At 66.3% G+C, this 15158-nt stretch carries 12 protein-coding genes; 4 read left to right on the top strand and 8 right to left on the bottom strand.

Features of this window, described 5'->3' with window-relative positions; genetic code table 11:
* The first annotated feature begins 83 nt into the window (after window positions 1-83).
* Window positions 84-1298 (top strand): citrate synthase family protein, encoded by a 1215-nt coding sequence (locus AVKW3434_RS01630; protein ID WP_284404583.1) that lies wholly within the window; start codon window positions 84-86, stop codon window positions 1296-1298.
* Here AVKW3434_RS01630 and AVKW3434_RS01625 read toward each other — a convergent pair.
* Both AVKW3434_RS01625 and sbcD read right to left on the bottom strand, forming a co-directional pair.
* The gene (locus tag AVKW3434_RS01625; protein ID WP_284403809.1) at window positions 1262-4723 is read right to left on the bottom strand and encodes an AAA family ATPase; all 3462 of its coding nucleotides are present in this window, start codon (window positions 4721-4723) and stop codon (window positions 1262-1264) included. The two genes, AVKW3434_RS01630 and AVKW3434_RS01625, sit on opposite strands and share 37 nt — an antisense overlap.
* Entirely contained in the window at window positions 4720-5940 is a 1221-nt protein-coding gene (gene sbcD / locus AVKW3434_RS01620; RefSeq protein WP_284403807.1) for an exonuclease subunit SbcD, read from the bottom strand. Before sbcD ends, AVKW3434_RS01625 begins: the two co-directional genes overlap by 4 nt.
* Before the next feature lie 142 nt (window positions 5941-6082).
* On the opposite strand from sbcD, the gene AVKW3434_RS01615 reads away from it, so the two are divergent.
* The 3 genes from AVKW3434_RS01615 (at window position 6083) to AVKW3434_RS01605 (ending at window position 9593) form a co-directional block, all read left to right on the top strand.
* Window positions 6083-6343 carry a type B 50S ribosomal protein L31 gene (locus tag AVKW3434_RS01615; protein ID WP_272568968.1) on the top strand — a complete coding sequence of 87 codons (261 nt, stop codon included), beginning with the start codon at window positions 6083-6085 and terminating at the stop codon, window positions 6341-6343.
* A 176-nt stretch (window positions 6344-6519) separates the two neighbouring features.
* Window positions 6520-8235 (top strand): hypothetical protein, encoded by a 1716-nt coding sequence (locus AVKW3434_RS01610; protein ID WP_284403805.1) that lies wholly within the window; start codon window positions 6520-6522, stop codon window positions 8233-8235.
* Window positions 8235-9593, top strand: a complete 1359-nt coding sequence (locus AVKW3434_RS01605) for an MATE family efflux transporter (protein ID WP_284403803.1) — start codon at window positions 8235-8237, stop codon at window positions 9591-9593. The genes AVKW3434_RS01610 and AVKW3434_RS01605 overlap by 1 nt, the downstream gene beginning before the upstream one ends.
* Here AVKW3434_RS01605 and phoR read toward each other — a convergent pair.
* From phoR to pstC, 6 genes are read right to left on the bottom strand one after another with little or no spacing between them, the layout of a single operon-like run.
* The gene (gene phoR / locus AVKW3434_RS01600) at window positions 9556-10929 is read right to left on the bottom strand and encodes a phosphate regulon sensor histidine kinase PhoR (RefSeq protein ID WP_284403800.1); all 1374 of its coding nucleotides are present in this window, start codon (window positions 10927-10929) and stop codon (window positions 9556-9558) included. The genes AVKW3434_RS01605 and phoR overlap by 38 nt on opposite strands.
* Window positions 10930-10982: 53 nt before the next feature.
* Window positions 10983-11690 (bottom strand): phosphate regulon transcriptional regulator PhoB, encoded by a 708-nt coding sequence (phoB, locus tag AVKW3434_RS01595; RefSeq protein WP_272568962.1) that lies wholly within the window; start codon window positions 11688-11690, stop codon window positions 10983-10985.
* A gap of 16 nt (window positions 11691-11706) precedes the next feature.
* Window positions 11707-12408 (bottom strand): phosphate signaling complex protein PhoU, encoded by a 702-nt coding sequence (gene phoU, locus AVKW3434_RS01590; protein ID WP_272547863.1) that lies wholly within the window; start codon window positions 12406-12408, stop codon window positions 11707-11709.
* Window positions 12409-12419: 11 nt separating this feature from the next.
* Window positions 12420-13202, bottom strand: coding sequence for a phosphate ABC transporter ATP-binding protein PstB (gene pstB / locus AVKW3434_RS01585; protein ID WP_272547864.1), 783 nt, complete (start codon window positions 13200-13202; stop codon window positions 12420-12422).
* A 19-nt stretch (window positions 13203-13221) separates the two neighbouring features.
* Window positions 13222-14103 (bottom strand): phosphate ABC transporter permease PstA, encoded by an 882-nt coding sequence (pstA, locus tag AVKW3434_RS01580; protein WP_272568960.1) that lies wholly within the window; start codon window positions 14101-14103, stop codon window positions 13222-13224.
* On the bottom strand, window positions 14100-15113 hold the full coding sequence (gene pstC / locus AVKW3434_RS01575; RefSeq protein WP_272569680.1) for a phosphate ABC transporter permease PstC: 1014 nt from the start codon (window positions 15111-15113) through the stop codon (window positions 14100-14102). Before pstC ends, pstA begins: the two co-directional genes overlap by 4 nt.
* Window positions 15114-15158: the final 45 nt, after the last annotated feature.

Genomic DNA, 15158 nt, shown 5'->3' with positions numbered 1-15158 from the left:
GATGCATCAGACTAGATCAACCCATTAAATTGTCAATATTGATTTATATTTTCACATCAACCTATTTCTACCCGGGAGCCATGATGCCCGTCTATCTGTCCGCCCCTGACGCTGCCGCCCGCCTTGGTGTTTCCCGACAGACGCTCTACGCCTATGTGAGCCGGGGCCTGCTGCCAGCCCACGCGGGCGACAGCACCCGCGAAAGCCGATACCTGAAGCAGGACGTGGAACGGCTCGCAGGCCAGCGCACGCGAGGCCGCAAGCCGAAGGAGGTGGTCAAGGCGGCGCTGGACTGGGGCCTGCCGGTGCTGGAGTCCTCCATCACATTGATCGAGGATGGGCAGCTTTACTACCGTGGAGAAAACGCCATCCTTCTGGCCGCCGCCTGTACTGTGGAAGATCTCGCAGGCCGACTGTGGCGCTGCCCCACCGAATCGGCTTTCGGCTCCGACACGCCTGCGTTGCCCCGGGCCATGGCGGCATTGCAGCCCTGCCTGGCCGGGCTCCGGCCCGAAGAAACGCTGCTACCGCTCTTTACCGCGGCCAGCGAGGACGCCAGCACCGCTGTGTGGCAGACGTCGCCAGAGCGGCTGGCGCAAGGATGCGGTGCGCTGGTGCGGCTGCTGGCCGCGTGCCTGCTGGGCACGGCGCCCCAGCCTGCCGCCATCCATCGACAATGCGGCGCGGCATGGGGGCTGGACCACCACGGGGCGGACCTCGTGCGCCAGGCGCTCGTGCTTTGCGCCGACCACGAACTCAACGCTTCCAGTTTCACCGCCCGGTGTGTGGCCTCCACCGGCGCGAGCCTGCGGGCCGCGGTGATCGGCGGTCTGGCCGCGCTCACGGGTGGCAAGCACGGCGGCACCACCGCACGCGTGGAAGCCCTCTGGGACGAGTTGGACAACGCCGCGCCGGAGCAACGCCTGCGCCAGCGCCTGGCACGGGGAGAGGACCTGCCAGGCTTCGGCCACCACCTCTATCCGCAGGGGGATGTGCGCGCCGAATGCCTGCTGCGCCCACTGCTGCCGCACAACGAATGCTTGCAGCGCTGGATCGCGGAGGCCCAGGCCTTGACGGGCCAACGGCCTTCGATCGATTTTGCGCTGGTCGCCCTTCGACGCCATCTGGCGCTTCCGGAAGGAGCGGCCTTCGGCCTGTTCGCCCTCGGGCGGTCCATCGGCTGGGTGGCCCATGCGCTGGAGCAGCGCGACAGCGGACAGCTCATCCGGCCGCGCGCTGCGTACAACGGACCGCGGCCCGCTCAGCCCACGGAGAATCGCCGCTCCAACGCGCTGTAGCCCAGGCCCACGCCCTTGTGCACCCGAATCTGCACGGGGATGCGTTCCTTGAGGGCCTCCACATGGCTAATGATGCCGATGGTCTTTCCGCTGGCGTTGAGGGTGTCGAGCGCATCCAGGGCGGTTTCCAACGTTTCGCCATCCAGCGTGCCGAATCCCTCGTCGAGAAAGAGCGAGTCGATGCTGGCCTTGTGGCTCACCAGGTCGGAAAGCGCCAACGCCAACGCCAGGCTCACCAGAAAGCTCTCGCCGCCCGACAGGGTACGGGTGTCGCGCGCCACATCGGCCTGCCAGGTGTCGATCACCTCCAGCTCCAGTTCGCCCACCGAGCGGCGGCCCAGCCGGTAGCGCCCGTGCAGCCGTCCCAGTTGGCGATTCGCCAGATGCACCAGGTGGTCCAGGGTGAGGCCCTGCGCGAACTTCCGGTATTTAGCGCCGTCTGCAGAGCCGATCAGGCCATTGAGGTGCTGCCACAGATCGTGGTCGGCCTCCTGGGCCTGGATCTGTGCCAACAGCGCCTGCAGGCCATCGCGGCGCTGCGCGTCGTCTTGCAGCCGGCTCGCGATGGCGCCCTGCTGCTGCTGCGCCAAGGTGAGCTCGGCCTCCCACTGCGCCATCAGCGCGGCCAGATCCTCTGCACTCCGTTCGGTGAGCGGCTGGGATTGCAACTCCGCCAAGGCCGCATTGGCGGCGGCCTGCAGGGCGTTCGCCTCGGCCAGCGCCTGCTGCCGCTGCGCCAGCTGTGCGCGCAGCGCTTCGCGCTCTGGCTCGCCCATGCCTGCCGCGCGAAAAGCGGTTTCATCGGCGAAGGGGCTGAGCAACAGCGCCTGCACCCAATCCTGCTCGGCCCGGACTTGGGCCGCATGCACCTCGGCATGCCGGCGCTGCAAGGACTCCAGCATGCCTTGCAGCGTGGCCAGCTCGTTCTCTGCCGCACGCCAGAGCGCTTCGGCTTGTTCGACCGCCTGTGCCAAGTCTTCGGGCCCGGATTCGGCATCTTCCCGCAGCAGGGCATCGACTTCGGCCTGCGTGCCAGGCGCTCCCACGGCCGCCCAGCGCTGGGCGGCCTCCCACGTCATGTCGGCCACCTGTTTCAATGCCGATTCACTGGCCGTCAATGCCTGAAGGCGCGCCTGCGCCGCCTGCCACGCGCGATGTTCTTGCGCACGCTGTTGCAGCCAGTCCGCCCCATCGCTGGGCAGCGTGTAGCCCAACGTTTGCAATTGGTCCGCCAGCGCCGCTTCGGCCTCGGCGTGCTGGCTCTGCTGTTGTTGGAGGTGCCGCGCCAACTCATCCGCCCGCTCTCGGGCCGCCTGCAGATCCTTGTCCGACAGGGCCCGCTGCTGCAGGGCCGCGCGTTCGGCCTGTTCGGCCTGTTGCAGTGCGGACAGCGTCTCATCGAGCCGCGTTCGTGCCTGGACGATCTCCGCCCATTGCTGTTGCGCGGCTTCCAGCGCTGCCGCGTGCTGGGCCTGGGCATCGGCGATGGCCTGGGCGTCCACGGCATCCACCGGCCAGTCGCTGGCCGCGCAGCACGCCTGCCACTGCGCCAGCCACTGTGCCAAGGCCTGCTCTCCCTCGGCGATCTGCTGCGCCGCCTGATCGCTCTGCGCCTGCAGCGCGGCCAGGCGGGAGCGCCGCGCCTGCCCTTGCTCGGTCACCTCGTCGCGCTGCGCGCGCAGCGTCTCCAATGCGGATTGGGTCGCGGAAACGTCCAGCGCCTCGTAGGCTTCGATAGCGGGATGGGTGGTCGATCCGCACAGCGGACAGGCCTCGCCCGGCTGCAAATGGCTGCGATGCGACTCCAGGGCCTGAATGCGTTGCTCTTGCGCCAGGAGCTTTTCCTGGTCCTGCACTTGCCGGTGCAGGCTGGCATAGCGATCGCGCAGCGACTGCACAGCCTGCGCCTCGTCCGCCTCCTGCCGCTGCCGCTCCGTTTGGGCCGCCAGCCATTGCGACTGGCGCGATTGGGCTTGCTGCCATGCGCTCAGGCTCTGGCCCAGGCGCTCCCAGGCATGGCTGCGCTCCAGCAGTTGCAACGGGGCATCGCGCCATGCGGATTCTTCACGCCCCATCGTCAGGCGCTCATGGATCTGGCGCGCTGCTTCGGCCTCCTGTTGCGCCTGGTTCAAGGCCGCAGCAGCACGTTGGCAGGCCTGTTCATGGCCGGCGCGTTGTGCCTCCAGGGCCTGACACCCACTGCCTTGTTTTTCTTGGCGCGCCCGGGCTTCGGCCATCGCCTGCACGCGGTGCGCACGGGCGCCGAATTGCTCGCGCCATCCGCTCAACCATTCCCCCAGTTGGGCGTGCTGGGGCACTGCCGCGAGTTCTTGGGACAGCGTCTCGCGGGCCTGCACGACATCCTGCCATTCGTTTTCGCGCAACCGGGCCAGGCGCTGGCTGTCGCGTTGCACCTGGCGAAGCGCTCGGGCGCAGCGATCCACCGCCTGACCATGCCGCACCTGCGCGTCATCCCGTTGCAGAACCACAGCCACCGTCTCATGCAACGCGGCCTGCCATGCGGCGTGGACCGGCTGCAGCCGCGCAGCGGGCTCGCTGGCGGCAAGGCGCAGGCGTTCTTCGGCACCGGCATCCCATTCGGCCTGGGCTTGCTCCCGATGTCGCACCGACTCGTCACGCCGCATCCGGGCACGGTCCTTGTCCGCCAGCCACTGGCGCTCGCGGGCGGCGGCCTCTCGCTGCGCCTGCAGTGCCCGCGCATGCAAGGCAAGGCGGCCAGCTTCATCCACCAGCGTGGCGCGCGTGGCCTCGTCCAGCAACTCCACGCCGCCGGCACGGGCCCGCAGTTGCTCCAGCACTGTGCGCGCGTCCCGCGCACTCTCGAACACCCGCTGCGAAATCTGCCCGTAGATATCGGTCCCCGTCAACTCCTCCAGCAACTCCGCACGCTTGCCAGCGCTGGCTTCGAGGAAGGCCGCAAAGCCGCCCTGCGCGAGCAGCATGGACCGGGTGAAACGCTCGAAATTGAGCCCGGTGAGCACTTCCGTCTGGCGCAGCTTGTCCTGCACCCTGGTGGTCAAGATATCGCCTTCGCGTTCGCCGCGGACCTGGGCCACCAATTCCACCTGCACTTGCTGCAAGGCCCCGTCGGGCTTGCCGTGTGCCCTGCGCTGGCTCCAAAACGACCGGTAGCGGGCGCCGCGAACTTCAAACTCCACTTCCGCCAGGCATTCCGCGGTGTGCCGGGTCATGACCTCGTTGCCCCCTTGGGACACGCCAGCGATCCGCGGCGTCTGGTGGTAAAGCGCCAGGCAGATCGCATCGAGGAGGGTGGTCTTGCCCGCCCCGGTGGGGCCCGTGATGGCGAACAGGCCGTTGCCCGCAAAGGGTGCCGCGGTGAAGTCGATGCGCCATTCGCCTTTGAGCGAATTCAGGTTCTTCAGGCGCAGGCTCAAGATTCTCATGGCGCGGGCCTTTCCTGCAGGTCGGCCAGGACGGTCCGGTACAGCGCCGAAAGCCGCTCCTCCAGTGTCGGTTCTAGCGATTGGGCCGCCAGTCGGCGGGCAAAGACCTCTGCGGGGCCCAGTTCATCGAGGGTTTCTCCCGCAGCGGCATCCAGCACGGTGGGAAGCACATTGCGGGCCCTGCGCACACGCAGGATCTGGATCGGCAGGCCTTCCGCCATCTGGGCCACGCGCACCTGCAGATCGGCAAGGTAGTCGTCATGGGCCACTTCCACTTCGACCCACACCGGCAACGAATCGCTTCCACGGCTGGCAGCTTCGGCAAATGCCGTCGGCAGTTCCCCCAGGCGGCCGCGCACACTGGCCAGCGGCTGAAAGCAGGGGACCGGCAGCGGCGTCACGGACTTCAGGCCCGCCAGGTCGAAATCGACCAGCAGCACCTCCTTGCGCTGGCGTGCCTCGTCGAAGCTCAGCGGTATCGGCGATCCGCTATAGCGCACATGCTCCAGCCCTCCGACCTTTTGCGGCTGGTGAATGTGGCCCAGGGCGATGTAGTCGGCCGGTGGAAACGCGTTGGTGGGAAAGGCTTCCAGCGTGCCCACATAGATTTCGCGCACCGATTCGCTGGCGCTGGCGCCAACGGTGGTGAGGTGCCCCGTCGCCACGATGGGCAAGCCGCCCAGTGCGGCGCTGCGCTCGACGGCCAGGGCATGCAAGGCCTGGTAATGGGCACGGATGGATGCCTGCAACGCCAATTGCTTGTCGGCCGCGCTTTGCCCAGGTTGGCTCAGCAACAGGTCCCGCGGACGCAAGAAAGGCACGGCGCACAGCACGGCTCCCGGCACGCCAGCGCGGGTATGAAGCACCAGCACCTGGTCTTCGGGCCGCTCCGCCATGCCCGGCACCACCCGGGTATTGAGATGCGCGAGCAAGCTGCGGCTTTCGCCGAGCACGGAAACGGAGTCATGGTTGCCGCCCAGCACGACGAATTGCGCCCCGGCGTCGCGCAACGCCAGCACGCAGCGGTTGTACAGTTCGCGCGCATAGCTTGGGGGGGCGCCGGTATCGAAGACGTCGCCTGCCACGATCACGGCGTCCACTGCTTGTGCGCGAACCTGCTGCGCCAGCCAGTCGATGAAAGCCAGGTGTTCGGCTTGTCGTGTCTGGCCCATGAAGTGTTGGCCCAGATGCCAGTCGGAGGTATGCAGGAGGCGCAATTCGTGGCTTTTGGAGAAGTTCTGGAATGGCAATGGTCTCACTTTGGCAGGCCTATGCAATAATCCAAGGCTAATTTCCGCGGAAAGTGCGACGCAATGGGTGCGGCGTGGCTACCGCAGCAGCCCCTGAAAGGACCATGCCATGAAAGAAGGCATTCACCCCAATTACCGCGAAGTGTTGTTCGTGGACCTGTCCAACGGTTTCAAGTTCGTGACCCGCTCCTGCGTGAACACGAAGGAAATGGGCAAGACCGATGACGGACGCGAACTGCCTCTGTTCAAGCTGGACACCTCCAGCGAATCGCATCCCTTCTACACCGGTACGCAAAAGTCCGTGGACAACATGGGCGGCCGCGTGGAGAAGTTCCGCAACCGCTTCGGCAAGACGACCGCAGCGAAGTAATCGGCGGACAACGATGTGTGCAGGCCCTGGCCTGCGGTGCCGCAAGGCAGCCGGCCTGCTACCGCAGGCCGACAACACCGTTTGAAGAAAGGCAGCCCGGCTCGACCGCGCTGCCTTTTTCTTTGTCTTTTTGCCCGTATTCTCGGGCGTCCTTTTCCGTCACCAGAACGAGCCGAGTGATCCACCCCACCCCTGCCATCGTCACCCAAGGCGCAGTCCGCCCGCTGCCGCGCTGGGCGCTCTTGCTGCTGTGCCTGGCGTATGTGGTGCCTGGGTTCGTCATGCGAGACCCCTGGAAGAACGCCGACGTCACCGCCTTCGGCTACATGCTCGAGCTGGCGCACGGCACAACGGCGTGGCTGTCCCCTTCGCTGGCCGGAATGCCCCCAGAAACGGAAGGCCTGCTGCCCTATTGGCTGGGGGCGCTGGCCCTGCAGATCGCGCCCTCCTGGCTCTCCCAGGAAATGGCAGCGCGGCTGCCCTTCATTGCCCTGCTGGCAGCCACCCTCGTGGCCACTTGGTACGGCGTTTACTACCTGGCAAAAAGTCCGGGTGCCCAGCCGGTGGCTTTTGCATTCGGCGGCGAGGCCCTGCCCGCCGACTACGCCCGCGCCATGGCCGACGGTGGATTGCTGGCCCTGCTGGCGTGCCTGGGACTGGCGCAGCTGTCGCACGAGATCACCAGCTATCTCACCCAGCTGGCATGCACCGCCCTGCTGTTCTTTGCGGCATCCGCCCTGCCCTATCGGACCGCAATGCCCACGGCGGCCGCCGCGCTCGGGCTGATCGGACTGGTGTTGAGCGGGGCGCCCACCATGGCCGCCCTGCTCGGCGCGGGCAGCGCCTTGCTGGTGCTGCGCACAGCCGACCACGAACCGCGTTCGAGCCGCACCTGGGCGCTGGCCTTGCTGGGCCTGACGGTGGTGGCCGCCTTGCTGGCCTGGAAGCTGAACCTCTGGCGCTGGCGCATCGTGGGCAGCGCAGAGGGCGCGAAGGACTGGCAAAGCCTGCTGCGCCTGCTGACCTGGTTCGCGTGGCCGGCCTGGCCGTTGGCGTTGTGGACCCTGTGGCGCTGGCGCCACCAGATCACCAGCCGCGCCATGCACCGCCATCTGTTGCTGCCTTTGTGGTTCACGGTGGTCACGCTGGGCGCCACCATCACCACCCAGCCCGCCGACCGCGCCTTGCTGCTGGGGCTGCCGGCCCTCGCGGCGTTGGCGGCGTTCGCGCTGCCCACGCTGCGCCGCGCCATCGCGTCGCTGATCGACTGGTTCACTTTGCTTTTCTTCAGTGCCTCCGCCATCACGATCTGGGTGATCTGGCTGTCGCTGCAGACGGGCGTGCCGTCCAAACCGGCGGCCAACGTGGCCCGTTTGGCTCCCGCGTTCGTGCCGCACTTTTCGGCGATTGCTTTCACCCTCGCGCTGATCGCCACCGCTGCATGGTGCGCTCTCGTGTGGTGGCGCGCCTCGCGCGACCGGGCCGTGATCTGGAAGAGCCTAGTGCTGCCTGCCAGCGGTGCCACGCTGGGCTGGCTGCTGCTCATGACGCTGTGGCTGCCGCTGCTCGACTACGGCCGCAGCTACCGCCCGCAGATCAACAACCTGATGGCCGTGCTGGGTCCGCAGCCGGGCTGCATCATCACCCATGGCCTGAGCCGTGCCCAGGTGGCGGCGCTCCAGTACCACGGCGGCCTTTCGCTGCAGCCGACCGACGGCCGCCGGCTGCCGGCCGCGTCCGATTGCCAGTGGCTGGTGGCCGACAGCGAAGCCCAGCCACCCGGCGGCGATATCGCCTCGCCGCCAGAGTGGTCGCGAGTGACTCAGCTTCCCCGGCCCACCGACAAGAACGACCAACTGTTGGTGCTGCGGCGCGCGGCCACGCTGCGGTAATGTCCGAACGCGCCACCATCGCGCGGCATGCCGGCACCGTGCTGGCCGGGCAGCTGGCGGTCATGGCGTTCGGCGTCACGGACACCATCGTGGCCGGCCGGCATTCCGCCGCCGCCCTGGCGGCCCTGTCGATCGGGTCGGCGATCTACGTCAGCATCTATGTGGCGCTCATGGGCGCGCTGCAGGCCCTCCTGCCGGTCTGGGCCGAGCAGCGCGGAGCGGGAGAACGGGAAGGCATCGGCCGAACGGTGCGGCAGGCGCTGTACCTGTGCGCCATCGCCTGCGCGATGGGCATCGTGGTGCTGGTGTCGCCCGGCGCCATCCTGCGGTGGACCCAAGTGCCCGAAGCGCTGCGCGCCGTGGTGGGCAGCTACCTGGGCGTGCTGGCACTGGCACTCCCCCCGGCCCTTCTTTTCCGGATCTACAGCACGCTCAACCAGGCGCTGGGGCGCCCCCAGCTGGTCACCTGGCTGCAGGTGGGTTCGCTGCTGGTCAAGATTCCCTTGTCGATCTGGTTCACCTTCGGCGGTGCCGGGCTTCCCGCGCAGGGCGCAGTGGGCTGCGCCTGGGCCACCCTGGTGGTCAACTACGCGTTGCTCGTTGTGGCGGCCTGGCTGCTGAACACCCAGCCGCTGTACGCGCCGCTCGCCCTGTGGCGACGGCTGGAAAAACCGGACTGGGCGCAGATCGGCCGCTTCGCCCAATTGGGCGTCCCGGCGGGGCTGGCCATTCTGGTGGAGGTTACGTCATTCACGCTGATGGCACTCTTTATCGCCCGTCAAGGCAACATTGCGGCAGCAGCGCACCAGATCGCGTCCAACCTCACCGCCGTGCTGTACATGGTGCCGTTGTCGTTGTCCATTGCCACCAGCGCACGGGTGAGCTTCTGGCGCGGGTCGGGCGACGAATCCCGCGCCCGTGCGGCAGCCTGGATGGGTTTTCGCCTCTCTGCCGGGATAAGTATTGCCTTGGCCGCTATTCTTTTCATAGCAAAAGGGCATATCGCACCGTTCTACACGTCTTCGGCCCAAGTCGCCTGGCTCACAGCCTCGCTGCTGGTCTGGGTATCGATCTATCACGTCGCCGATGCGCTGCAAACGGTCTGCGTTTTCATCCTTCGCTGCTACCGCATCACGCTCGCGCCGCTGGTCGTCTATTGCGTGCTGCTGTGGGGCGGCGGACTGACCGGCGGTTACCTGCTGGCCTACGAAGGTGCCCTGGGATGGGAGGCCCTTCGATCACCGTCGGCATTCTGGGGGGCCAGTGCCGCGGCCCTCATCACGACCGCCATGGTGTTCGTCACGATGCTGGCCAGGGCGCTCAGGCCTGGGCAACCGCTCCCGCCTCCAGCACAGTGACCGGGCGACGGCTCTGCACCCGGCCCGCAGGAAAGGTGACGGAAAAAACCGAGCCCTTCCCTACCGTGCTCGAAATGTCGAGCGATGCCGAATGGCGCTGCAGGACATGCTTGACGATGGCCAGCCCCAGGCCCGTGCCCCCGGTCTCGCGCGAGCGGCTGCGGTCCACGCGGTAAAAGCGCTCCGTCAAACGGGGCAGATGCACCGCCTCGATCCCCGGGCCGGTGTCGCGCACCGTAAAGCGTGCGCTGCCATCCTCCAGCGTCAGCCATTCGACGGTGATGGAGCCGCCGGCAGGGGTGTACCGGACCGCGTTGCCGATGAGGTTGGACAAAGCGCTCTGCAACTCGGCCGGCACCCCACCCAGCTGGCCTGCCGCGCGCATGGTTTCCAGCGAAGGGAACTGGATCGTGTGCGGCCGGGGCTGGTTCTGGGTGAGCAAGGCGGACAGGCCGCGGGCCTCGTCCTCGCAACGCCGCAGCAGCACCTCCACCGGTGTCCATTCGGTGATGCCGGGCAACGGGCTCCCTTCCAGCCGCGACAGGGTCAGCAGGTCCTGCACCACGCTTTGCATGCGTGCTGCCTGCTGAGACATCATGCCCAGGTAGCGCGAGCGCTCTTCGGTGGAGAGCGGCAGCGTTTGCAGCGTCTCGACAAAGCCGGTCAAGACGGTGAGCGGGGTTCGGATCTCATGCGACACGTTGGCGACGAAATCCCGGCGCATGGCTTCCGCTTGCTCGAGCGCCGTCACGTCGCGCGACAGCAGCAGCTTGCGCCCGTCGCCATAGGGGTGGAGGTGCACCGAAATGCGCACCGGCCGGGAGGCCGTGCTGTCGCGGCCCTGCAGCACGACATCGTGTGAGAAATCCTGGCTGGAGTAGTAGGCGCTGAAGTCCGGATCGCGCACCAGGTTGCCGATGGATTGCATGACGTCGCGCTGCGCGTCGAACCCGAACTGGCTGGCGGCAATGTGATTGCACCATTCGATGCGCCCCTCACCGTCCAGCAGCACCACGCCGTTGGGCGTGGCCTGGAGCGCCGCCAGAATTTCCTGCAGCCGTGCGTCGCTCGCGGCCACTTCCGCCTGGCTTTGGCGCAGCAGCCGCCGCGCGCGATCGGCCGCCTCGCCCCACAGGCCACGCAGGTTGGGCGCCCGGGCCAGATCGCCCTCACGCAGCCACGCCACAACGCGCGCGCCGCGCAACAAATCCCAGATGAACCACACCCAGGCCGCCAACGCCGCCGCCAGCATCGCCCCCCACGGTCCGCCCTGCCACCATCCCACAGCCAGACCCGCCAACTGAAAGGAGAAAAAGAAGAAAAAGCGCCAAGCCATGTCGTGCAGTACGGGTCAAAGGGCGCGGCGCACCCGGCGCCGCAAAGCGAACGTCAAGCCCGCATCAGTGCCGGAGGCTGTGCCGTGAGGCGATACCCCGCGCCGCGCACCGTTTCCACCATGGCACCGGCCACGCCCAGGGCCTCCCGCAGGCGCTTGACGTGCACATCGACGGTACGCTCTTCAATGAAGACGTGGTCGCCCCACACCTTGTCCAGCAACTGGGCGCGGCTGTGAACGCGCTCGGGGTGCTTCATCAGGTAGTGCAGCAGCTTGAACTCGGTCGGGCCGATCTTGAGTTGCTGCCCCTGGAAGGTCACGCGGTAAGTGGCGGCGTCCAGCGTCAACTCGCCGATGGTCACGCTGTCGCTGACCTGTTCGGGCGCACGGCGGCGCAGCACGGCGCGGATGCGCGCCAGCAGCTCCTGAGTGGAAAACGGCTTGGTGATGTAGTCGTCGGCACCGGCATCCAGGCCAGCGACCTTGTCCGGCTCATCGCCGCGCGCCGTCAGCATGAGGATGGGGATGGGCTTGGTGCGCGCATCGGCGCGCCACTTGCGGGCGAGCGTGAGACCGCTTTGGCCGGGAAGCATCCAGTCCAGCAGGATCACGTCGGGCAGCACCGCGTCCAGCTCGCGCTGGGCGGATTCGCCGTCTTCCGACCAGATGGGCTGAAAGCCGTTGTGCCGCAGGTTGACCGCAATCAGTTCGGCGATCGCGGGCTCGTCCTCGACGATGAGTACACGGGGAAGTCTCTTCATGGCTATGCACCGCCCTTCAAAGCACCGCGGACTCGATCTGGTCCAGTGCAGTATGGCGTACGTCCTTGCCTTTGACGAGGTAGATGATCAGTTCGGCAACGTTCTTGGAATGGTCACCGATGCGTTCGATCGCCTTGGCGAGGAAGAGCAGGTCCAGACTGGCCGAAATGGTGCGCGGGTCTTCCATCATGTAGGTGATGAGCTTGCGCACGAAACCATCGAACTCCTTGTCGATGAGGTCATCCTCCTTGAGGATCGCCACGGCCGCCTTGGTGTCCAGGCGGGCAAAGGCATCCAGCGTCTTGCGCAGCAGGCCGGAGGCCAGATCTGCCGCCACCCGCAGATCGCTGGTGGGCAGCAGCCGGGCAGAGCCGCTTTCGATGATGGACTTCACCATGCGCGCCATCTTGTTGGCCTCGTCGCCCATGCGCTCAAGATTGGCGGTGGCCTTGGAGAAGGCGATCAGCAGGCGCAGGTCACGCGCGGTTGGCTGGCGGCGCGCGATGATGGACGACAGCTCGTGGTCGATCTCCACTTCCATCGCGTTCACGCGGTGCTCGGTGGCAGCCACTTGGTCGGCGGCTTCCACGCTGAATTGCGAAAGTGCGTAGATGGCCTGGCGGATCTGCGATTCCACCAACCCGCCCAGTTCCATGACGCGGGCGGAAATGCTGTTGAGTTCGCTGTCGAACTGCGAAGAAAGGTGCTTGTCGGGCATGTTGTTGCTCCTCAGCCGAACCGGCCGGTGATGTAGTCCTCGGTTTCCTTGCGCTGCGGCTTGAAGAACATCTGTTCGGTTTCGCCGAACTCCATCAAGTCGCCGAGGTACATGTAGGCCGTGTAGTCGCTGCAGCGCGCAGCTTGTTGCATGTTGTGCGTCACGATCACCACGGTGTAATCGTTCTTGAGCTCTGCAATCAGCTCTTCCACCTTGGCGGTGGAAATGGGGTCCAGTGCCGAGCATGGCTCGTCCAGCAGCAGCACTTCGGGCTTGATGGCGATGCCACGCGCGATGCACAGCCGCTGCTGCTGCCCGCCGGACAGGCCGGAGCCGCTCTGGTGCAGCTTGTCTTTCACTTCATTCCACAGGGCCGCCTTGCGCAGCGCCCATTCCACCCGATCGTCCATGTCGGTGGCGTTCAGGCTCTCGAAGAGCTTCACGCCGAACGCGATGTTGTCGTAGATCGACATGGGAAACGGCGTGGGCTTCTGGAACACCATGCCGACCTTGGCGCGGATCAGCGCCACGTCCTGCTTGCTGGTAAGCAGGTTCTCGCCGTCCAGCACGATCTGGCCTTCGGCGCGCTGCTCGGGATACAGCTCGAACATGCGGTTGAAGGTGCGCAGCAAGGTGGACTTGCCGCAGCCCGACGGACCGATGAAGGCAGTGACCTTCTTCTCCGGAATATCGAGGTTGATGCCCTTGAGGGCGTGGAACTTGCCGTAGTAGAAATTCAGGTCGCGGACCGTGATCTTCGGCGTTTCGGACACAGCGGGCGTTGGGGAGGGCATGGTGTCTTCCTTGTATTGCTTACTTCTGGCGCGTGAGCACGCGGGCCAGGATATTGAGGCCGAGGACGGCGACGGTGATCAGGAACACCCCTGCCCAGGCGAGCTGCTGCCAGTTCTCGTAAGGGCTCATGGCGAACTTGAAGATGGTGACCGGCAGGCTGGCCATGGGCTTGCCCAGGTCGGCATTCCAGAACTGGTTGTTGAGCGCCGTGAACAGCAGCGGTGCGGTCTCCCCAGCGATGCGGGCCACCGCCAGCAGCACCCCGGTGATCACGCCGGCCCGGGCAGCCCGCAACGTCACCATGGTGATCACCTTCCACTTCGGCGTTCCGAGCGCATAGGCCGCTTCGCGCAGGCTGGCAGGCACCAGCACCAGCATGTTCTCGGTGGTGCGGATGACCACCGGAATCACGATGAGCGCCAGCGCCAGGATACCGGCATAGGCGGAAAAGCTCTTGAACCGTGCCACGACCACCGCGTACACGAACAGGCCGATGACGATGCTGGGCGCCGAGAGCAGGATGTCGTTCACGAAGCGGGTCGTGGAGGCGAGCCAGCCGCGCGTGTCGTATTCGGCCAGGTACACACCGGCCATGATGCCGATGGGGGTGCCAACGAACGTGGCGAGCGACACCATCACGAGCGAGCCGAAGATGGCGTTGGAGATGCCGCCGACCTCGTTGGGAGGGGGTGTCATCTGGGTGAAGAGCGCCAGGCTGAGTCCGCCGATGCCCAGGCGGATGGTCTCCCAGAGAATCCACACCAGCCAGAACACCCCGAACACCATCGCGGCGAGCGAGAGCGTCAGGGCGATGTTGTTCACACGCTTGCGGCTGTCGTAGCGGCGCTGGCGCACCTGCGCCATTTCAGCGGCCGTGATGAGGGTTTGCGACGTGCTCATGCGCGGGTTCCTTCGTTCTTTTGCAGTCGGGACAGCAGCACCTTGGACAGGGCCAATACCACGAAGGTGATGAAAAACAGCACCAGGCCCAGGTAGATGAGCGAGGCCTGATGCAGGCCTTCGCCGGCTTCGGCGAACTCGTTGGCCAGCGCGGAGGTGATGCTGTTGGCGGCTTCGAAGACCGACAGCGAATTGAGTTGGTTCATATTGCCGATCACGAAGGTCACGGCCATGGTCTCACCCAGAGCGCGGCCGAGGCCCAGCATCACCCCTCCCAAAACACCCGTCTTGGTATAGGGCAGCACGACCTTCCAGACCACCTCCCAGGTGGTGGAGCCGAGGCCGTAGGCCGACTCCTTGAGCAGCGCGGGGGTGACTTCAAAAACATCCCGCATCACTGCGGCGATGAACGGAATGATCATGATGGCCAGGATGATCCCGGCCGAAAGGATGCCGATGCCGACCGGGGGGCCGGACACCAGGGCGCCCAGATAAGGAATACCGCTGAACAGCGACTGCAGCGGCTGCTGGACCCAGGTGGCCAGAATGGGGCCGAACACCATCAGGCCCCACATGCCATACACGATGGAAGGAACCGCCGCCAGCAACTCGATGGCCGTGCCCAAGGGACGCTTGAGCCAGGCGGGCGAGAGTTCCGTCAGGAACAGCGCAATGCCGAAGCTCACGGGAACGGCGATGAGCAACGCGATGAACGATGTAGCGAGCGTGCCATAGATCATCACCAGGCCGCCGTAGTCGTTCTGCACGGGGTCCCACACGCTGCGCGTGAGGAAGGTCAGGCCGTACTTCTCGATCGAAGGCCAGGCACCGACCACGAGCGACAACAAAATACCCACGAGAAGCGCCAGCGTGAGCAGGGCCGCACCGCGGGCGAGAAAGCCGAAAACCCGATCGGCCATCACGCCCGACAGGAGCGGCGACCGCGGGGGCGGCGTGGTACGGGGAGCCTCGGCGCGAACCGGCATCGAGGACGACTGACGTACTGGCATGGTGCTGGACACTGCTGTGCCTTCCATAAGAAAAAACGAACTGGT

The organism is Acidovorax sp. SUPP3434, from assembly GCF_030159015.1.
In the GTDB taxonomy this organism is placed as follows: Bacteria; Pseudomonadota; Gammaproteobacteria; order Burkholderiales; family Burkholderiaceae_C; genus Paracidovorax.
This window is presented reverse-complemented; position numbering and strand designations above follow the sequence as displayed.